At 68.5% G+C, this 18,170-nt stretch carries 12 protein-coding genes; 7 read left to right on the forward strand and 5 right to left on the reverse strand.

Going from position 1 to position 18,170, the window contains the following annotated elements; translation table 11 throughout:
* Nucleotides 1-480 precede the first annotated feature (480 nt).
* A complete protein-coding gene (locus tag ACWGIS_RS02655; RefSeq protein ID WP_453360603.1) occupies nucleotides 481-3,000 on the reverse strand; it encodes an FG-GAP-like repeat-containing protein in 2,520 nt (839 codons plus the stop codon).
* A 351-nt stretch (nucleotides 3,001-3,351) separates the two neighbouring features.
* The gene (locus tag ACWGIS_RS02660; RefSeq protein ID WP_453360604.1) at nucleotides 3,352-3,984 is read right to left on the reverse strand and encodes a DUF6461 domain-containing protein; all 633 of its coding nucleotides are present in this window, start codon (nucleotides 3,982-3,984) and stop codon (nucleotides 3,352-3,354) included.
* Between the two features lie 759 nt (nucleotides 3,985-4,743).
* Between ACWGIS_RS02660 and ACWGIS_RS02665 the strand changes: the two genes are divergently transcribed.
* The 4 genes from ACWGIS_RS02665 to ACWGIS_RS02680 all read left to right on the forward strand — a co-directional run bounded on the left by ACWGIS_RS02665 (nucleotide 4,744) and on the right by ACWGIS_RS02680 (nucleotide 10,375).
* Complete coding sequence (locus ACWGIS_RS02665) at nucleotides 4,744-5,583, forward strand: SDR family oxidoreductase (protein ID WP_453360605.1); 840 nt, start codon at nucleotides 4,744-4,746, stop codon at nucleotides 5,581-5,583.
* Nucleotides 5,584-5,916: 333 nt separating this feature from the next.
* Complete coding sequence (locus ACWGIS_RS02670) at nucleotides 5,917-7,404, forward strand: cytochrome ubiquinol oxidase subunit I (protein ID WP_453360606.1); 1,488 nt, start codon at nucleotides 5,917-5,919, stop codon at nucleotides 7,402-7,404.
* Between the two features lie 67 nt (nucleotides 7,405-7,471).
* Nucleotides 7,472-8,530, forward strand: a complete 1,059-nt coding sequence (locus ACWGIS_RS02675) for a cytochrome d ubiquinol oxidase subunit II (RefSeq protein WP_453360607.1) — start codon at nucleotides 7,472-7,474, stop codon at nucleotides 8,528-8,530.
* Between the two features lie 69 nt (nucleotides 8,531-8,599).
* Nucleotides 8,600-10,375, forward strand: a complete 1,776-nt coding sequence (locus ACWGIS_RS02680) for a cation:proton antiporter (RefSeq protein ID WP_453360608.1) — start codon at nucleotides 8,600-8,602, stop codon at nucleotides 10,373-10,375.
* Nucleotides 10,376-10,567: 192 nt separating this feature from the next.
* Here ACWGIS_RS02680 and ACWGIS_RS02685 read toward each other — a convergent pair whose 3' ends face one another.
* Complete coding sequence (locus ACWGIS_RS02685; protein WP_453360609.1) at nucleotides 10,568-12,421, reverse strand: glycoside hydrolase family 15 protein; 1,854 nt, start codon at nucleotides 12,419-12,421, stop codon at nucleotides 10,568-10,570.
* A 405-nt stretch (nucleotides 12,422-12,826) separates the two neighbouring features.
* Nucleotides 12,827-13,498: a GAF and ANTAR domain-containing protein gene (locus ACWGIS_RS02690; RefSeq protein WP_453360683.1), complete on the reverse strand. Its 672-nt coding sequence runs from the start codon at nucleotides 13,496-13,498 to the stop codon at nucleotides 12,827-12,829.
* Between the two features lie 483 nt (nucleotides 13,499-13,981).
* On the opposite strand from ACWGIS_RS02690, the gene ACWGIS_RS02695 reads away from it, so the two are divergent.
* Both ACWGIS_RS02695 and ACWGIS_RS02700 read left to right on the forward strand, forming a co-directional pair.
* Nucleotides 13,982-14,371 (forward strand): hypothetical protein, encoded by a 390-nt coding sequence (locus ACWGIS_RS02695; protein WP_453360610.1) that lies wholly within the window; start codon nucleotides 13,982-13,984, stop codon nucleotides 14,369-14,371.
* Between the two features lie 85 nt (nucleotides 14,372-14,456).
* Nucleotides 14,457-15,182, forward strand: coding sequence for a DUF6766 family protein (locus tag ACWGIS_RS02700; RefSeq protein ID WP_453360611.1), 726 nt, complete (start codon nucleotides 14,457-14,459; stop codon nucleotides 15,180-15,182).
* Nucleotides 15,183-15,720: 538 nt separating this feature from the next.
* On the opposite strand, the gene ACWGIS_RS02705 is transcribed toward ACWGIS_RS02700, so the two are convergent.
* Entirely contained in the window at nucleotides 15,721-16,194 is a 474-nt protein-coding gene (locus ACWGIS_RS02705; protein ID WP_453360612.1) for a MerR family transcriptional regulator, read from the reverse strand.
* A 396-nt stretch (nucleotides 16,195-16,590) separates the two neighbouring features.
* On the opposite strand from ACWGIS_RS02705, the gene ACWGIS_RS02710 reads away from it, so the two are divergent.
* A complete protein-coding gene (locus tag ACWGIS_RS02710; protein ID WP_453360613.1) occupies nucleotides 16,591-18,093 on the forward strand; it encodes a SulP family inorganic anion transporter in 1,503 nt (500 codons plus the stop codon).
* Nucleotides 18,094-18,170: the final 77 nt, after the last annotated feature.

An 18,170-nucleotide genomic window follows, 5' to 3' on the forward strand; every position in this document is an offset into this window, starting at 1 on the left:
CACGGGTAGATCTCTCGCGCTGGCCGGCCTCGATTGGACGTCGCAGCCGAGGTGATCGGAGATGATCCGGTGATGCGCGCGAGCCCCCACCCGCCCTGGCATCTCGGACCGTTGCCACCACGCTTGCTTGCGCTGAACGTGACAGTGGGTGATGCGGGGGGAAGAGGCGCCAGGCCGGTGCGCTGCGTCAGGTCACGCCGTACACGTCCGTACGGCTTGTTCCCCGATCCGACCCGACCCGGCCGACCCTATTCGACCTGGCTGCGTGCCGCCGTTGATGCCCGCGCGGTGGGATCTTCGGCGACCAGGAGTGCCTCACTTGCGCGGGCTGCGTCTCCTGGTCGCCGAAGTTTCTCGTCACCGGTGTCTCTCGTCTCCGCCGTCGGCAGCGACACCCAAGGCCATGCCAGGAGGCCGCGGGGTGCCTGAATTTGGCGGGCTGACGCCATCGCGCCGGGACGGGAGCCATCAAGCGCCCGGTCAGGAAAGGGACTTGTAGCCGCTCCAGCCGGTTGCAATCTTCACGCGCCCGCCGAACGACCCCTTGCCGTCACCGTTGTTGCGGTACAGGTTGCCGCTGGTGTCCCGGGAGACCAGGTCGGCCCGCCCGTCCCCGGTCACGTCTCCCGCACCGACGACCGCGTTGTAGGAGCTGCCCCAGTCGGAGAAGACCTTGGCGCGGGCGGAGAAGGTGCCGTCGCCCTTGCCGTTGTAGCGGTACAGGGTGTTCACCTTGTCCTGGACCAGCAGGTCGCCGAAGCCGTCCCCGTTCAGGTCACCGGCCCCCACGATCTTCTTGTACGTCTTCCAGTCGTCGTAGAGCTTCACGCGCGCCGACAGCTTGCCCGTGCTCGTGCCTTTGAAGAGGTAGACCGCTCCCGTCGATGAGTTCCGCGCAAGGAGATCCGGGCGTCCGTCGCCGCTGACGTCGCCGGGCGAGGTCAGTACGTCGTACTGGGTCCAGCCGCTCGACGCGAGGCTCGTGTATGACGTGGACGGGGTAAGTGCCTTGCCGCAGCCGGGCTTGTACAGGCGCAGGGCCCCGCTGCTGTACCGGACAAGGACGTCGTTGCAGCGGTCCCCGCTGAGGTCGCCGACCGGTACGGCCTTGACGGAGGTGGCCCAGCCGCTTCCACTGACCTTGCCCGAGAAGGCACCGGTGGACGTGTTGCCCAGCTGGAAGGTCAGCGCGCCTGAGGAGTTGAGGGTGAGCAGGTCGCCGGTACCGTCCGGTGTGGCTGAGGCGCCGCCGAAGTCGCGGGACACCGCTGCGCCGCCGGTGACGGTCACCGTGCCGGACGCCATGTGCGAATCTGTGGAGGCGCCCTCTTGGGTGGCGCGCAGTGTCCACGCCAGGGGCCCGTTGAGGGCGTAACTCCCCAGAGATGTGCGGCCGTTCCAGGCGGCGGCGATTGACAGCCCGGCCGGTGTGCCGGTGAGGGTACGGACCGTCCTGCCGGCCCGGTCCGTGAGCGCCAGCGACCAGGACGACGCGGGGCTGCTGAGCTTCCAGGTTGGCGCCCAGACAGTGCTGGTCCCGTCCGTGCCCTTGAGCGCGGCGCCGGTGGGAACGGCGGAGCCGGTGACGGCGAGGTCCGGCCACGAGGTCCGGGAGCCCGACAACTGCCAGTTGGCGCTGCCGCTCTTCGCGCCGGACCAGACGGCGGTCGCGCTGCCGTCCGGGCCCGAGCTGATCAGGCCCAGGACGTACGCGTTGGTGGTGCCGGGCACCTGGGCGGCGGTGGTCCACGTGCCGTCGGCGCGGACGGATTCCATCATCACGCGGCCGCCGCCACCACTCTGGGGCCACAGCGCGCGGACGGTGCCGTCGTCGCTGATGTCCGCGTCCCATGCCTCGGACACGTAAGACGTCGACAGTGTCTTGGGGGCCGACCAGATACCGGTGTCGGCCTCGCGGGTGGCGGTGCGGGTGCTGAACGTCGAGGTGTAGTCGACCCAGACGAGGGTCACGTCACCGTCGGGGGCGATGAGTGGCTCGGGGCTTCCCGCGAGATTGGCGGTGCCGGTCACAGCGTCCGGCGCGGACCAAGTGCCGTCGGCGGAGCGTGTGGTGGTGAGGAGTGAAGACTTCTCCGACTCGTCGGTACCCTGCCAGGCCACGATCAGGGAACCGTCGGCGGCGGCCGTGGCCTCTGGCTCTCCCACCGACTGGTAGCTGGGGGTGGCGGAGGCGGGAGCGCTCCACCGGTCGGCTCCGGCCGCACGCGACACCGTACGAAGCGAGGCGGAGGGGCCGTCCCACTGCTTGTAGACGACGACTGCCGTGCCGTCGGAGGTGACCGCCACGCTCGGGCCCAACGCCGAGTCGGCGCCGTCCTCGGTGGCGGTGCTCACCTGGACGGGCGTGGACCAGGTTCCCTCGGTGGAGCGGGTGGCGGCACTGACCTCCCACCGGTTGCCCGTTCCTGCTCTGCTGCCCCACACGGCGGTAATACTCCCGTCGGGGGCTTCCGCGAGGTCGATCCCGCCGTCGCCCCAGGACGCGTCGGTGCCGACGAGTTCGACGGGCGAGGACCAGGCGGACTGGTCGGCCGCGAGCACCGAGGTGACGACCCGGCTGTCGGCCGACCCCGATCCCGGCGAGGTTTCATGGGGGAACTCGAGCCACAGCGCGGTGACTGTGCCGTCTGCCGAGGCATGCAGCTCTTCGGTGCCCGCCTCGGTCGGTGTGACGGCCAGCAGCGTCGGCGCTCCCCAGACGTCACTGCCGGCCGGGCGGACGGCGGCGTACAGCTTGCGTTCGTTGCTGCCGGTGCCCGCGAACTGGTTCCACAGTGCGACGGCCGAGCCGTCAGCGGCGGTGACGAGGTCCGATACCGAGGTACTGACGTCGGTACCGGTGATGGCGGTGGCCGTTCCCCACGGGGCGGGCGCAGCGGCCTCGGCCGTGGTCGGAAGAACGGCGCCGCCCGCCACGGCGAGCGAGACTGATGTGATCGCGACCGCCAGACGACGGCGCGACAGGGCGTATCTGCCCACAGGTGTTTCCCTCCCTGCGAGGACACACGCCCTCGCACACGTGTGCGGATGTTAGCAGTGGGCTCCCACAGCGCGTGTAACCAGCAGGAGTGCTGGACAGGGGAGTTGGCCCTCTGGTCGGGCAAGACCTGCTGGCGGCGTCCGGCACCCGAAGCACGGCGGGCGCATTCCACTCAGCGACATCACTCTCCCGAGGTGCGAGGGCGGTGCCACGAATGCGCTGTGGGCGGTCTCGCAACCAAGTTCTGCCACAGGTCTTGGGGAGCGAACGCGGGAAGTCATCGCTGACGCCTGGTTTTCAAGATCGTCGATCCTAGAACTCAAGCGCCGTGGTCGGACCGCTGTGGGGTCTTACCAGATCTCGACAGTCCCGGGCGGAACCGGTCCCTCGCCCGCGTAGGTGTCACCCAGCGGCGCTGACAGTGCGTCGTCCTCAGCGAGCGTCAGACTGGGCCAGGGCTCAGCGAGGGCAGCGTCGTCCAGCGTGATGCCGAGGTGGTCTAGTACGAGGGCCACGACGGGTGCCATCCCGGCATCCTCGCCTTCGTGTGCGGCGAGTGCCGCCTCCACCCGGTCCCACCAGGGGGCGGTCCGTTCGGGCCGGGTGTACTCCATGCCGGGCTCAAAGTTCTCGACGCACTCGCCATCGCGCCAGTACTGGAAGACGTCGATACCGTCGGTGGTAGCCACGCTGTACGTCTCCGTGTCCCGGGACAACTGCGCGAGCGGTTCGTCCTTGAAGCCGATGACGCCGTTCTCCTCGACGCAGAACGTCCACTCACCGAGCCTGCCGGCCCGCAGGAGTGAGACCTCTTCGTCCTCCGAGACAAGATCCGAGGCCGCGTCCCAGTCGAGTATGCGTGCCTGGTCCGCGTTGGCCCCGTACCGGGTGAAGACCTCCTCGGGGCTCAGACCGCGGGTAAACGTGACGCACATCCCGGCCACCGCCCAGCGGAGCGAATCCATGTCCGCGTCTGTCTTCATGTCGTGCCTCCGTCGTTCACTTCGGTACCGCTCGCTGACCCTGCAGGGCCGCCGTGTTCCCGGCCATGCGCGTGACGCGACGAGGAGCCAGGCTCATGCTGCTTGATGGCCGCGAAGGCTATGTCAGCAGGGTCGTCTTCGAAGTCGTACGAATCCGGCTCGCCCGTAGTGCTGCCTTTTACTTCTTGATGCGGTTCACAGCACCCTCGACCCTGCCGGAACTCCACTCCAGGGTGAGGTCGGCTGTCACGGGTCGGGGTCTCGCAGCATGTGGAGTGCGAAGCTGGCGAGGCTGGGCACTGTCCTGCCAGCGCGCGAGGGACGCCTATCGGAGCAGGGTGTTGAGGCGCAGCACAGGTGCCGGTCATCGCCCGCCGCGAGTGGGCGAGCAGGTCGTGGACCAGCACGCGCGGCGTGAAAACTGAGGATCAAGCAACGCTATGACTCTGCGCAAGCAAGGCCATCCGCCACATGCCACCCCGGCCGCCCGGCCTCCACATCGATCGTGCCGCATGCAGCGGTCACCGCCTCGACGTTTACGTCGTCGATCCCGTCGAAACTCCAGCGAAGCCCAGAACACCGCATCGGTCTTCGTAACAGCACCGTCGGTTGCTCTGTTCGGTGGAAGGTGTGGCTTCCGTATGGCGTAAGGGCTGTGGAGGGGGGATGTCGGCGTTCTCGCCCGTGGTTGCGTGAGCGCGTCCGGCCATATTCCGTGCCGGGTTGGCACCTTTGGCGCGCTCGAAGAGGTTGGACTGCATGGATTCCAGGGTGGGTGCTCCGCAGAGTGTGATTCCGGCACGTTTGCTGCACGGCCAGAAGGCTCTGGTCACCGGCGCGAACTCCGGTATCGGCAAGGCGACAGCGATCGGTCTGGGCCGGGCCGGAGCCGACGTGGTGGTGAACTACGTGGCCGGTCGCGAGGCCGCGGAGGAAGTGGTCGAGGAGATCGCTTCCTTTGGGGTGCGAGTGGCCGCCTACGAAGCCGACGTGGCCGATGAGGACCAGGTCGTCGCCATGACGGACCGGATGGTCAAGGACTTCGGCACCATCGACATCTTGGTGGCCAATGCGGGGTTGCAGCGTGACGCACCGTTGACCGAGATGAGCCTGGCGCAGTGGCAGAAGGTTCTCGATGTCAACCTGACGGGGCAGTTCCTGTGTGCGCGGGAGGCGGCCAAAGAGTTCCGGCGGCGGGGCGTGGTCCCAGAGGTGTCACGCTCCGCGGGCAAGATCATCTGTATGAGCTCGGTGCATCAGCTGATCCCGTGGGCGGGGCACGTCAACTACGCCTCCTCCAAGGGCGGCGTGCAGATGATGATGCAGACCCTGGCGCAGGAACTCGCGCCGGAGAAGATCCGCGTGAACGCTGTTGCCCCCGGAGCTATCAAGACGCCCATCAACCGTGCGGCGTGGGAGACGCCCGAAGCACGCCAGGACCTGCTGCGGCTGATCCCCTACGACCGTATCGGGGAACCCGAGGACATCGCCCACGCCGTCGTCGCGCTGGCTTCCGACCTCATGGACTACGTGGTGGGCACCACCGTGTACGTCGACGGCGGCATGACCCTCTTCCCCGGCTTCGCCACCGGCGGATGACCACCCCGGTTGGGCCGCGAGGGGGTGACTCTTTTCCTCGGCACTTCCCCTCGCCTGGTCGACGGCGAGGTGACGCTCTTTCCGGCTCCGCGGGATCCCCTCACCGGGTCTTCCCATTTCTGCTCGGCGAGGGAATGACCTCCCAGGTTTTGCCGCCGGCGGATGACCACCTCACGGCCCTTCCCATCCCGTAGTCGACGGCGGCGTGCCGTTCCTCCCGGCTCTTTCGATCTCGTCAACGGGGGATGACCTCCTCCCCAACCTTTCGCATGCTCTGGTCGGCGGGGGACGACCACCTCCCGCTCTCTCATTCCCTGATCGGTGAAGGCTTGTATGGCCACCTTCCTGCATGTGTTGGCGGATGCTCCGGCTCAGCTCCTGCCGGCGCGCCAGTTGATGGCTTTCACGCTGGCCTCGCACATCATTCTGGTCCCGCTCGGGGTGGCTTTTCCGTTCATCACGTTGGTGATGCATTACCGGGGGCTGCGCCGTAAGGACGCCACGGCGTTGCTGTTGGCGCGGCGCTGGTCGGCCGTGATGGCGGTGCAGTTCGCGCTGGGGATCGTCACCGGCACGGTGCTCTCCTTTGAGTTCGGCCTGTTGTGGCCGGGTCTGATGGGGCGGTGGGGGGATGTTTTCGGGATCGGGTTCGGTGTCGAGGCGTGGGCGTTCTTCCTGGAGGCCGTGCTCATCGCCGTCTATCTCTACGGGTGGCGGCGGCTTAAGCCGCGCACGCATTTCCTGCTGGGGCTGCCGTTGCCGTTGACGGCGCTGCTGGGCGCGTTCGGGATCCTGGCGGCGAACTCGTGGATGAACACCCCCCAGGGCTTCACCTTGGACTCGCAGGGTAATCCGGTCGGCGTGAGCGTCCGAAAGGCGGTTTTCACGCCGATGTTCGGGCCGCAGTACTGGCATTTCGTCGTGGCGATGGTCCTCACCGCGGGTTTCGTCGTGGCGGGTGTCTACGCCACGGGCTGGCTGCGCGGTCGGCGGGATCACTATCACCGGCTGGGTTTCACGGTCCCTTTCACCATCGCCGCCGTCGCGGCTCCGCTGCAGTTCCTTCTCGGGGACTCGATCGCCCGGTCGGTGTTTCACAAGCAGCCGGTGAAGTTCGCCGCGATGGAGATCGTGTGGAAGACCGATACGCGGGTGCCGGAGTACCTGTTCGGGCGGCTGAAGGCGGACGGCACCGTCTCGGGCGGCATCAAGGTCCCGTTGCTGGACTCGGTGCTCGCCGGATTCAGTCCCAACACGCGCGTGGTCGGGCTGACTTCAGTCCCCGCCGACCAGCGCCCCACGCCAGTGCAGGCGACGATCGCGCACTGGGCCTTCGACATCATGGTCCTCATCGGATCCGCGCTGGTGCTGCTCGCCCTGTGGTACGGACTGGTGTGGCTGCGCCACCGCCGTCTGCCCGCCTCGAAGTGGTTCTACCGCGCCGCTGCCGGGGCCGGTGCGGGTTCGGTGGTGGCTGTGGAGTGCGGCTGGATCGCGACCGAGGTGGGGCGCCAGCCGTGGATCGTCTACCAGAACATGCGGGTCGCCGAGGCCGTGACCGCGACCCGCTCCACCAGCCTGTGGATCATGCTCGGTGTGGTGATGGTGGTGTACGTGTTCCTCTTCGGCTCCTTCCTCGCCGTCCTGCTGACCATGCGCACCCGCTGGCGGATGGCCGACCTCGAGCAGAGCCGCACAGGGGGGCCGGGTGGCATGCCCGAGGCCGACAGCCCCTACGGACCGCGTCCTGCCCTTCCCGCGGGCGAGGTTCCCGCCGCCGGGCCCGGGAGCGGCGGACGGCCGGGGGGTGGGCGCCCATGAGCGCGGACCTGGACAAGGTTCCCGCCGCCGGACCTGGGGGCAGCGGCCGGCCGGGGGGTGAGGGCCTGTGAGGGCGGACCTGATCGCCGTGGTGCTGCTCCTTGCGGTGACGACCTATGCCTGCGCGGGCGGCACCGACTACGGGGCCGGCTTCTGGGACCTGACGGCCGGGGGCACCAAACGGGGGAGTCGTCCCCGGTGGCTCATCGACCACGCCATGGCTCCCGTGTGGGAGGTCAACAATGTCTGGCTCGTCTTCGTCCTGGTCATCATGTGGACCGGTTTCCCGGTCCTGTTCCAGGCCGTGTTCTCCGCGATGTGGCTGCCCCTGGCCCTGGCCGCGGTCGGCATGGTCCTGCGCGGCGGCGGATTCGCCTTGCGTAAACCCTCCCAGCGGCTCGCCGGCCGGCGCCTGTACGGTGCGATCTTCGCTGTCGCCTCGCTCGTCACACCGTTCTTCCTCGGTGCCGCGGCCGGCGGTATCGCCTCCGAGCGCGTGGCCCCGGGCACCGAGGCCTCCGCGGATGTGTGGACCAGCCCGACCTCGCTCGTGTTCGGCACGATTGCCGTCGCGGCCGCGGCGTTCCTCGGGGCAGTGTTCCTCACCGGCGACGCCCACAGATTCCACGCCCCCGATCTCGACCACTACTTCCGACGCCGGGCACTGGCCGCCCTGGCCGTCCTGACCGTCCTGGCGGCGGTCACCGCGGCCGTCATCCACGACGACGCCCCCTATCTCTGGCACGGACTGGGCCACGGCCTGGGCCTGCTCTTCGTCATCACGGCCGCCGTGTCCGCCCTGGCAACCGCCTGGCTGCTCCTGCGCACCCCCGGCAGGTGGGTGCGCGTCACGGCGGTGGGGGTCATCGCGTCCGCCGTCCTGGCCTGGGGCATGGCCCAGCGCCCCTACCTGCTCCCCACCTCGCTGAGCGTGGCCGACGCGGCCGGCGCACCCTCCACCCTGACGTGGCTGGCGATCGTCACCCTGGTGGCCCTGGTCCTCGTCGTACCGGCCGTCGTCCTCCTGTACTGGCTGGACACTCACGGCGAGTTGGAAGAACTCACCGACTCCGACCTGAGCCCTCGTACCGGCCCCACCGGTGACGAAGCGACCCCCGGCAGCTGACACTCCCACCCGCCCCCCCCGCCGTGTTCCGCGCCCCGCGCATCTCTGACTCCGTGGAAGGAAGCCGCTGTGAGTGACGACGAGATCCTCCTCGGGCTGGCGCTGACTTTGGTGCTGGCGACTTGTTCGCAGATCGTGGCGAACAAGTTGCGTGTCCCGGCTCTGATCATTCTGCTTCCTGTCGGGTTCGCGGCCGGTGCGATGACGGATGTGATCCACCCGGACAAGCTGTTGGGGCCGGATTTTTCGGCGTTCGTGTCGCTGTCCGTCGCGGTGATCCTCTACGACGCCGGTCTGGGCCTGGACTTGCGGAAGCTGGCGCACCACACGCGGGGGATCGTGGGCAGGCTGCTGCTGTACGGGGTGCTGCTCACCTTCCTTGTGACGGGTGCGGTGGGGCCGGCGTTGTTCGGTATTCCGCTGCGGGTGGCGGCGATGCTCGGCATGATCCTGGTGGTTTCGGGGCCCACCGTGGTGGGGCCGCTGCTGGACTTCGTGCGGCCCAGTGACAAGGTGCGGCGCATCCTGATCTGGGAGGGGACGCTGACGGACCCGATCGGCGCCATCCTGGGGGCGCTGACCTTCCATGCCGTGGCCTCATCGCATCAGGTGGACATCGGCCGCGGCTACCAGCTGGGCCAGTTCGCGCTGAGCATCGCCTTCGGGCTGGCCGGCGGGGTGGTAGGCGTCGTGCTGCTGTGGCTGACCCTGCGCACGCTGCGGCTCGGCGAGACGCTGGGGACGCTCGCGCAACTGGCCATCGTGATCGGTGTGTCCGCGCTGTGCGACGTGGTGCGGGACGACACGGGACTCATCGCCGCGATCGTGGTGGGACTGGCCGTGGCCAACATCCGCGGCTTCGACATGCCCGCCCGCCGGCCCTTCTTCGAGACCCTCGTCCAGCTGATCATCGGGCTGCTGTTCATCTCGATCTCCTCAACGGTCACCCCGGCATCCCTGGTGCCGGTCCTCCTTCCCTCCCTCGGCCTCCTGGCGATCCTGGTCCTGGTGGTCCGGCCGCTGGTGGCCTTCGGCGCCGCCGCCCGCACGGACCTCTCGAAGGGCGAACGCGCCCTCGTCGCCTGGATGGACCCCCGCGGCATCGTCGCCGCCGCCACCGCGTCGACGTTCTCCGCGGGCCTGGTCGAACGGGGCGTGACCGGGGCGGCGAAGATCCTCCCCGTCACCTTCCTGGTGATCGTGGGAACCGTCCTGCTGTACGCGCTGACCGCGGCCCCGGTCGCCCGCCGGCTGGGCGTCGTCAAAGCAGCCAGCACCCGCGTCCTCCTGGTGGGCGGCGAGGCATGGGTGGTCGACCTGGGCAAGGCCCTGCGCTCCACCGGCCTGGAGGTCCTGATGTGGGCGGGGGGCGAGGAGGAACGGGAACGCATCACAGGCGCCGGTCTCCCTCTGGCCAAGGGCGACCTGCTGGCCACCGGCATCAACCCCGGGGCCCGGTTGGAAGGCGTGTCGGCCGTCTTCCTGGCCACCGACGACGACGACTTCAACGCCCTGGCCTCCATCGTCATGGAAGACAACGTCGAGGGTCCCGTCTATCGGGTGGGCCCACCGCACGACAGCCACGGCGTGGTCGCTCCCTACACCGGCGGCGACATCCTCTTCGGCCGCTCCCTGGTCCGCCACGTCCTGGCCGATCGCTACGCACAAGGCTCCCGATTCGTGGTGCAGCCGGCCACCACACCCCTGCCACCGGAGCACGACACCCTCTTCGTCGTACGGGCCGACCACCGCCTGGACCCCGTCACCGAACGCCGCAAGTCCGTTCCGGCACAAGGCGACACCGTCATCCTCCTCGGCCCCGTCCCCGCAGGCGCACCCCGCTGAGGCAGGCCCCGCGCCCGCGGCGGCGGAGGGTGGCACCGCCGTCCTGTTCCGCCCCGTGCCGGCGTACAGCGACAGCCTCGTCCTGCTCAGGCCCGTGGTCGGCCGGGGCACCGCGCTGAGATGCTGTAGCCGTGGCGGTGTGCCGGACGCCTGCGGTGGTGAAGGTGTGCCGGGTCTCAGCGCGTTCTGGCTCTATTGGCCGTGATTTCCTTCCCCGGCCTGGATCATCGCGTTCAGGGTGATTGCGGCGTCGATGAGGGCCAGGTGGGTGAAGGCTTGCGGGAAGTTGCCGAGTTGGCGTCCGGTCAGGTCGATCTCCTCGGAGTACAGGCCCAGGTGGTTGGCGTAGGTGAGCATTTTTTCCAGCACCAGGCGGGCCATGTCGACGCGTCCTGCCCGGGCCAGGGCGTCGACGTACATGAATGTGCACAGGGAGAACGTGCCCTCCGAGCCGCGCAGTCCGTCGGGGGATGCCTCGGGGTTGTAGCGGTAGACGAGGCTGTCGCTGACCAGTTCGTTCTCCATCGCGTCGAGGGTGGATTTCCACATCGGATCGTCCGGCGTGATGAACCCGACCGTGGGCATGCGCAGCAGCGAGGAGTCCAGCACGTCGTTGCCGTAGTGCTGGACGAACGCCTGCTTCTTCGGGTCCCAGCCCCGGTCGAGGACTTGGGTGTAGATGGCGTCCCGCGCGTCCATCCAGCGTCCGCCCGCCGCGGGCCGGCCGTCGTCGTAGGCGATCCGCAGGGCCCGGTCGAAGGCCACCCAGGACATCACGCGGCCGTAGGTGAAGTCCTTGCGGCCGCCACGGGTCTCCCACAGCCCCTCACCGGGCTGGTCCCAGTGGTCGACCAGCCAGTCCAGGAGGGTGTGCAGCGCCTTCCACCCGCCGTGGTCGAGGTGCATACCGTGTTCGTGCGCGAAGTAGATGCTGTCCAGTGCCTCGCCGTAGATGTCCATCTGCAGCTGGCCGGCCGCTCCGTTGCCGATACGGACCGGGGCGGAGCCGCGGTAGCCCTCCCAGTGTTCGAGGGTCTCCTCGACGAGGTCGGAGGATCCGTCGACGCGGTACATGATGTTCAGCGGCCCTGTGCCGTTGCCCTGGCCCGCCTCCTGCTTGACCCGCTCGTGCAGCCAGTTGATGAACGACGCCGCCTCTTCTTTGAACCCCAGTCCCAGCAGCGCGTACACCGAGAACGACGCGTCGCGGATCCACGTGAACCGGTAGTCCCAGTTCCGCTCGCCGCCCAGCTGTTCGGGCAGTCCCGTGGTGGGGGCGGCGACCATGGCGCCGGTCGGCGCGTAGGTCATCAGCTTGAGCGTGATCGCCGAACGCTCTACCGCCTCCCGCCAGCGGCCCGCATAGGTGGACTGGCTCAGCCACGAACGCCAAAAGCGCACCGTCTCATCGAAGAGCCGCTCGAACTCCGCCACCCCGATCTCCTGCGGAGGCCCCTGGGGCGCAGACTCCAGGATCAGGCCGCGCTGCTGCCCGGCCCGTAGCGTCAGGGAGAACCGCAGATCGTTCTCCTCGCCCGAGAGGATGTTCAACAGGCGCTCATCCTGCGGCTCACGCACGGTGTGCAGCGCCAGGTCCAGGTCCCGTGAGGTGAACAGCGCCCCGTGCTCCGTGATGTGCAGCTCGTGCGGCTGACGGCCGTAGTCGAAACGTGGAGCGATCTCCCCCTCGAAGGTCATCGTGCCGCGCACGCAGCGCAGCATGCGCACCAGCCGGTGCCGGCCGGTGACGGTCGTGCCGGTCACGGGCATGAAGTCGACGACCTCACCGGCTCCGGACTCGGTCATGAAGCGGGTCACCAGGACGGCGGTGTCGGGGTGGTAGAGCTGCTTGGTCGTGAACGTGTCCGCGGCCGGCCGCATCGTGAAATGGCCGCCCTTGCCGTGATCGAGCAGCGCACCGAAGACGCTGGGCGAGTCGAAGCGCGGACAGCAGTACCAGTCGATCGTCGCGTCGGTGGTGACGAGCGCCGCGGTCTGCAGATCACCGATCAGACCGTGGTCCTCGATCAGGGGATAGTCGTCCATCGTGGACCCCTTTCCGCCCCTGCAACGGCCGCGTACGGGGCACCGTCCCGCCGGGAGCATAAACCGACCGGGCGGCACCCGATCAGCTTAGGACGACGGTGTTCGTCCGGCCTGACGAGGGGCATCGCCGCAGGTCAGCGTCGTATTGAGAGCGAGCCGGCCAAGGAGGACGCCGGCGCGTTCCTTGGCCCCCGGAACGCCGCCTACGGCTACCTCCACGACCAGGGCGCTGCGGGCCGGCCCACCACGGCCGGGACCTCATGAAGATGCCCGAGAACGGTCACCTGCCTTGCCTTCTCGCCGAAGCACATCGCTGACGTGCCGGCGACTGTCCGGGTGTGCCGTGCCCACGACGGCGCGCCAGGGGGCCGCTCCCAGCGGCGCCGACCGGGCGCGGTCCTTGGATCAGGCGAGACCGGTGTGTTCGGTACGAACCTTGTGGGCGACGTCGCGGAGTTTGATGTTGTGGTGCTGGGATAGGCGGCGCAGCACGCCGAACGCGTCGTCCTCGCTCAGCTGGTGGCGTGCCATGAGGATGCCCATGGCCTCGCCGATGGCGTGCCGGGTCTCCATGGCGTGCTCGAGCTGGTCGATGGTGTGCGCGCCGGCCAGGACGACGGCGGCGTGCGAGGCCAGCATCCAGCCCGCGGTCTCGATGTCCTTGCCGAAGGCCCCGCCCCCGTGCGCATACAGATTCAGCGCACCGAAGTCCGCCTGGCCGGTGTACAGGAGCACGCCGGTCATGCTCCCGATGCCCAGCTTGCGGGCGCCGGCGGCGAACCTCTCCCAGGCCGGCTGAGGCTGCGCCATGTCCGCGATCCGGTATACGCGCTCGCCGTCGGCATCCGCGCGACGTGCCAGGTCGAAGCAGGGGCCTTCGCCCAGCTCGCCCTGCAAGCGGTCGGAGTCCTCGACCCTTTCCCCGCAGGCGGCCAGCGTCACGGCCCGGCCCTTGCGCACCGCGAGGATCCCGGCCGCGTCGCAGCCGTCCACCAGCTTCACCGCCGATGCCGCGATCTCATCCAGCGTCGCCTGGACCGAGTCCTGGGCCAGCAAATTCCGCGCGAGCAGAGCCATCTGCTCGGCGTACTCACGCCACTCCACCGCCACCACCCGCCTCGATCAAAGTTCCGGCTACCGTACCGCCGCCCCTGCACGTCCTGGCCGGCACCGATTTGCGGCGTCGGGGGACGGGGTTGGCGCGGGCGCACCGGTGGGCGTCGGTGCACGAGCCAGCGGAACCCGCACACGCGCGTTCGGTGTCGCCCGTAGAGGAGCGCGATCGTATGGGCGACCAGGACCACCGGCGCCGGCCACTTGGCGATCGACCGCACCGCCAGTGCGGTGTGGTCGACGTCGCAGCCGGGCCGCTCGGACGGCTCACCTTCAACATGTCCGGTCGGCCCGGTCAGCCTGCGCCGGCTCGGGTTGCGGGCTCCGAGGCGTGAAGATCCTATGAGCGGGTAGCCGGTGTCACTTGATGGACCCACAGCGGACAAGGTTCCGCCCAGGCCGCCGGGAGGCAGGATGCGAGGACCGTGGTACAGGCCGTGGCTGGGCGTGCTGGCTGTCCTCACCGCAGTCAGTGCCTGCGACACGCTCCCCGACCGCCGTGACCAGGTGACAACAGAGGTCACTCGCTTCGAGCAGGCGCTGGGCGCCGAAAACCGTGAGCAACTGTGCGCGGCTCTCGCGCCTGCCACTCGCGAAGAACTGGAGCAGTCCGACAAGAGGCGGTGCCAGGAAGCGATTGGCCTGGCGATCGAGGAAGAGGAGCTTTCAGCGGCCGGTTCCGTACGGGGTGTGGACGTGTACGGCGATCAGGCGCGGGTGGTGTTGGAGCGGGACACCGTGTTCCTGGCGCATTTCCCCACGGGCTGGAAGGTGACGGCTGCTGGGTGTCGTCCACGTCCCCAGCGACCCTACGAGTGTGAGATCAAGGGCGGGTGAGGACCATGAGGACACTGTTCGCCGTGACCCTGCTGGTGATCATCGGCGGTCTGGCGTACTTCATGGCTCTGGGGCTGATGCGCCGATGAGCCACGAACCAGAAACCAGCGAAAACACCGCCCGGCCCCGGCACCGGGTACGGCTCTTTCTACGGCACAACAGCTTGGGGCTGTTCTTCCTGACCACCTTCGTGCTCGCACTCGTGGGTCAGGCCGTGGCGGGCCACGCACAGTACAACAATCAGCTCGTCAGCGACGGCATGGCAGCTGTCTCCTTCGGTGCGTACGTGACGTCCTCGGACTTCGCTGTCGACGTCACCGAGAACTGGCAGTCGGAGTACCTGCAGTTCTCTCTCTACATCTTCGCGACCGTCTGGCTGCTGCAACGCGGTTCGCCGGAGTCCAAGGAGCTCGGGAAGGCCGGGACCGAGACCGACAAGGAGCAGATGGTCGGAGAGCACGCCACGAAGGACTCACCCCGCTGGGCAGCGCACAAGGACTGGCGCGCAGCGGTCTTCTCCCGCTCCCTGGGACTTGTCATGGGCGCCATCTTCCTGCTCTCCTGGCTCGCCCAATCGGTCACCGGCGTCGCGGCCTACAACGAGGAGCAGTTGCGCCGACTGGAAGCCCCGACCACGTGGGCCCACTACGTGTCCTCTGCGGATTTCTGGAGCCGCACGCTTCAGAATTGGCAGTCCGAGCTGCTGGCGGTCGCCTCCATGGCCATTTTCGCCATCTACCTCAGGCAACGCGGATCCCCCGAGTCCAAGCCCGTCGGGGCGTCGCACGACGCCACCGGCGTCGAAGGCTGAACCCTCTCCCAGGCGCAGCCGGAAGGACCAACTGCCTTCTCGACCGGCACCAGGTGCCCCAAGGAGCAGAGCCCAGCAACCCTGAGGTCACACGCTCCAATTCGAGACGCGGCCGTCGAGTGAGACCAGCAAGCACGTTCTGTGAGGAGGCATGGGGATGACTGCACGTCGTGACGATTCATGGCACCTTCCCGCGTGCTCCCGCAACCGCGGCGAGGCCCTCGTCCGAAGCCTGCATCCCGCTCGGGAAGGTGTACACGTCACGCGAGAGGTGGTCGAACCGCTGCTGCGCCGCGCTGACTTGTTGGCGCAGCTCCTGCGGGTGGGGAGCACGTGACCCGTCGGGGGCGGAATGAGTACGGTTGTGGATGTTCGCGGACGTGGCGCTTATTTCCCTCGCGTCGGCGCGAACGTCTTCATGCTCGGCCGTCTCGTCCTCGTGGGAGTCAGCCAGGTGTGGCAGTCCGCCGCAGGAGCGTCAGGGCTGCTCGGACACGGACTGACGTTCCGTGTCCGAGTCGGCTTCTCGCCAAGACACTTATGACGGCTGCTCGGGGGCCCGGGGTGTGCTGTGCGGGCCGGCGGCGGGCGCTCGGGCCGGGGTGCTCTGCTCATGTGGGGCGGTCCCGAGTCGGGCTCGGAGCGTGGTGGCGAACTCTTCGGCGCGAGCCAGTTGGACGCGCAGGTCCTCGATTTTCCGCGCGGCGGCCTGCTCGTAGGTCTCTATCCGCTTCAGCAATGCTTCCCGGTCTTCGATGCCATCCGGTTCGTGGGAGTCGAGGCGGTCGGCGGCGTCCAGCAAATCGCGCATCTCGTCCAGGGTGAAGCCGAGGGGCTTCATACGGCGGATGACCATGAGGCGGGCGATGTCGCCCTCGGTGTAGAGGCGGAAACCGCCCTGGGAGCGGGCGGAGGGGATGACCAGGCCGGTTTCCTCGTAGTGCCGGATGGTGCGCAGGGACAGCTCGGTCCGCGCGGCGACCTCGCCGATCTGCATGTGCTTGTCGTCCACGCCCGTGACCCTGGCCTTTCCCGTCGCGGAGGGGTCGCGTCTGCGCAACCCCACCGATCTCTACTCTAACGTTACGGTAGAGTTGCTGTTGGTGAGGGCGGTTCGGCTGCCCCGTCGCTGCCGTTTCGAGGCAGATGGCCCCCCGGCGAAGATCCGATTCCTGCAGGAGAAAAGCGTGCGCGAGCCCATGACGCCGATCGCCGCCGCCTGCCCGCCGTGACCATTCGCCCTCAGGCGTGACCCATCCGGCCGGGCACCACTCAGGCCCCGGCTCACGTCCCCACGACTTCCCAGCCCGCCTCGGGTCGCCCGCGGGATGCCATCGGGTCTCCCGCTCCCCTTCCCGCACGCCCGGCCCGCCCGCGGTGTGCCCGAGCACGACAGGTACGCATTTCCTTGTCTTCTGCTGCTGTGACTCCCGCCGCGCGGCTGCGCGGCCTCAAGCCTGACTGGCTGAACAACCCCAAGGTCTGGCGTACCGAGGTGCTCGCCGGCCTGGTGGTCGCCCTGGCCCTCATCCCCGAAGCGATCTCCTTCTCGATCATCGCCGGGGTCGACCCGGCGATCGGCCTGTTCGCCTCGTTCACCATGGCCGTGACGATCTCGATCGTCGGCGGCCGCCAGGCGATGATTTCCGCCGCGACCGGCGCCGTGGCCCTCGTGATCGGCCCGCTGAATCGTGAGCACGGACTCGGATACCTGGTCGCCGCCGTCATCCTGGCCGGCGTCATCCAGGTCGCCCTCGGTGCGCTCGGGGTGGCGAAACTGATGCGGTTCGTGCCCCGCTCGGTGATGGTCGGCTTCGTCAACGCCCTGGCCATCCTGATCTTCGTGGCGCAGGTCCCGGAAATGCACGACGTGCCCTGGCCCGTCTACCCACTGATCATCGGCGGCCTCGCGCTGATGGTGCTCTTCCCGAGGATCACCAAGGTGATTCCTGCGCCGCTGGTGTCGATCGTCATCCTCACCGTCATCACGGTCGCGGCCGGCATCGCCGTGCCGACCGTGGGAGACAAGGGCGAGCTGCCCTCCTCGCTGCCGGTGCCGGGGCTGCCGGACGTGCCCTTCACCGTGCACACCCTGACGACCATCGCCCCCTACGCCTTCGCGATGGCGCTGGTCGGCCTGATGGAGTCCCTGATGACCGCCAAGCTGGTCGACGACATCACCGACACCCACTCCTCCAAGACCCGCGAGTCCATCGGCCAGGGCATCGCCAACATCGTGACCGGCTTCTTCGGCGGAATGGGCGGCTGTGCGATGATCGGCCAGACGATGATCAACGTGAAGGTCTCCGGTGCCCGCACCCGCTTGTCGACGTTCCTGGCCGGATCGTTCCTGATGGTGTTGTGCATCGTGTTCGGGCCGGTCGTCTCGGACATCCCGATGGCCGCCCTCGTTGCGGTGATGGTGATGGTGTCTTTCGCGACCTTCGACTGGCACTCCATTGCTCCGAAGACGCTGAAGCGTATGCCCGCCGGGGAGATCACAGTCATGGCCATCACCGTGGTCTGCGTGGTCGCCACCGGCAATCTCGCCATCGGGGTCGTCGTCGGCTCCGTCACCGCCATGGTCATCTTCGCCAAGCGGGTCGCCCACCTCGCCCGTGTCACCGCCGTCACCGACCCAGGCGGCACCAGCGTCGTCTACTGCGTGAGGGGCGAGCTGTTCTTCGCCTCCTCCAACGACCTCGTCGGCCAGTTCGACTACGCGGGCGACCCCGACAAGGTCATCATCGACCTGAGCGCCGCCCACATCTGGGACGCCTCCTCCGTCGCCGCCCTCGACGCGATCGAGACGAAGTACACCCAGCGCGGAAAGAGCGTAGAGATCATCGGCCTCAACGACCCGAGCGCCGACCTCCACGGCAAGCTCACCGGCGAACTCACCAGCCACTGAGATCGGCATCGCAAGACTCGAGGTGCCCCGGCCGGCGCCGGAAGCCTTCCCGTAGCCGGCACACGTTTGGGGGGCAG

The sequence above is a fragment of the Streptomyces sp. NPDC054842 genome, assembly GCF_053611025.1.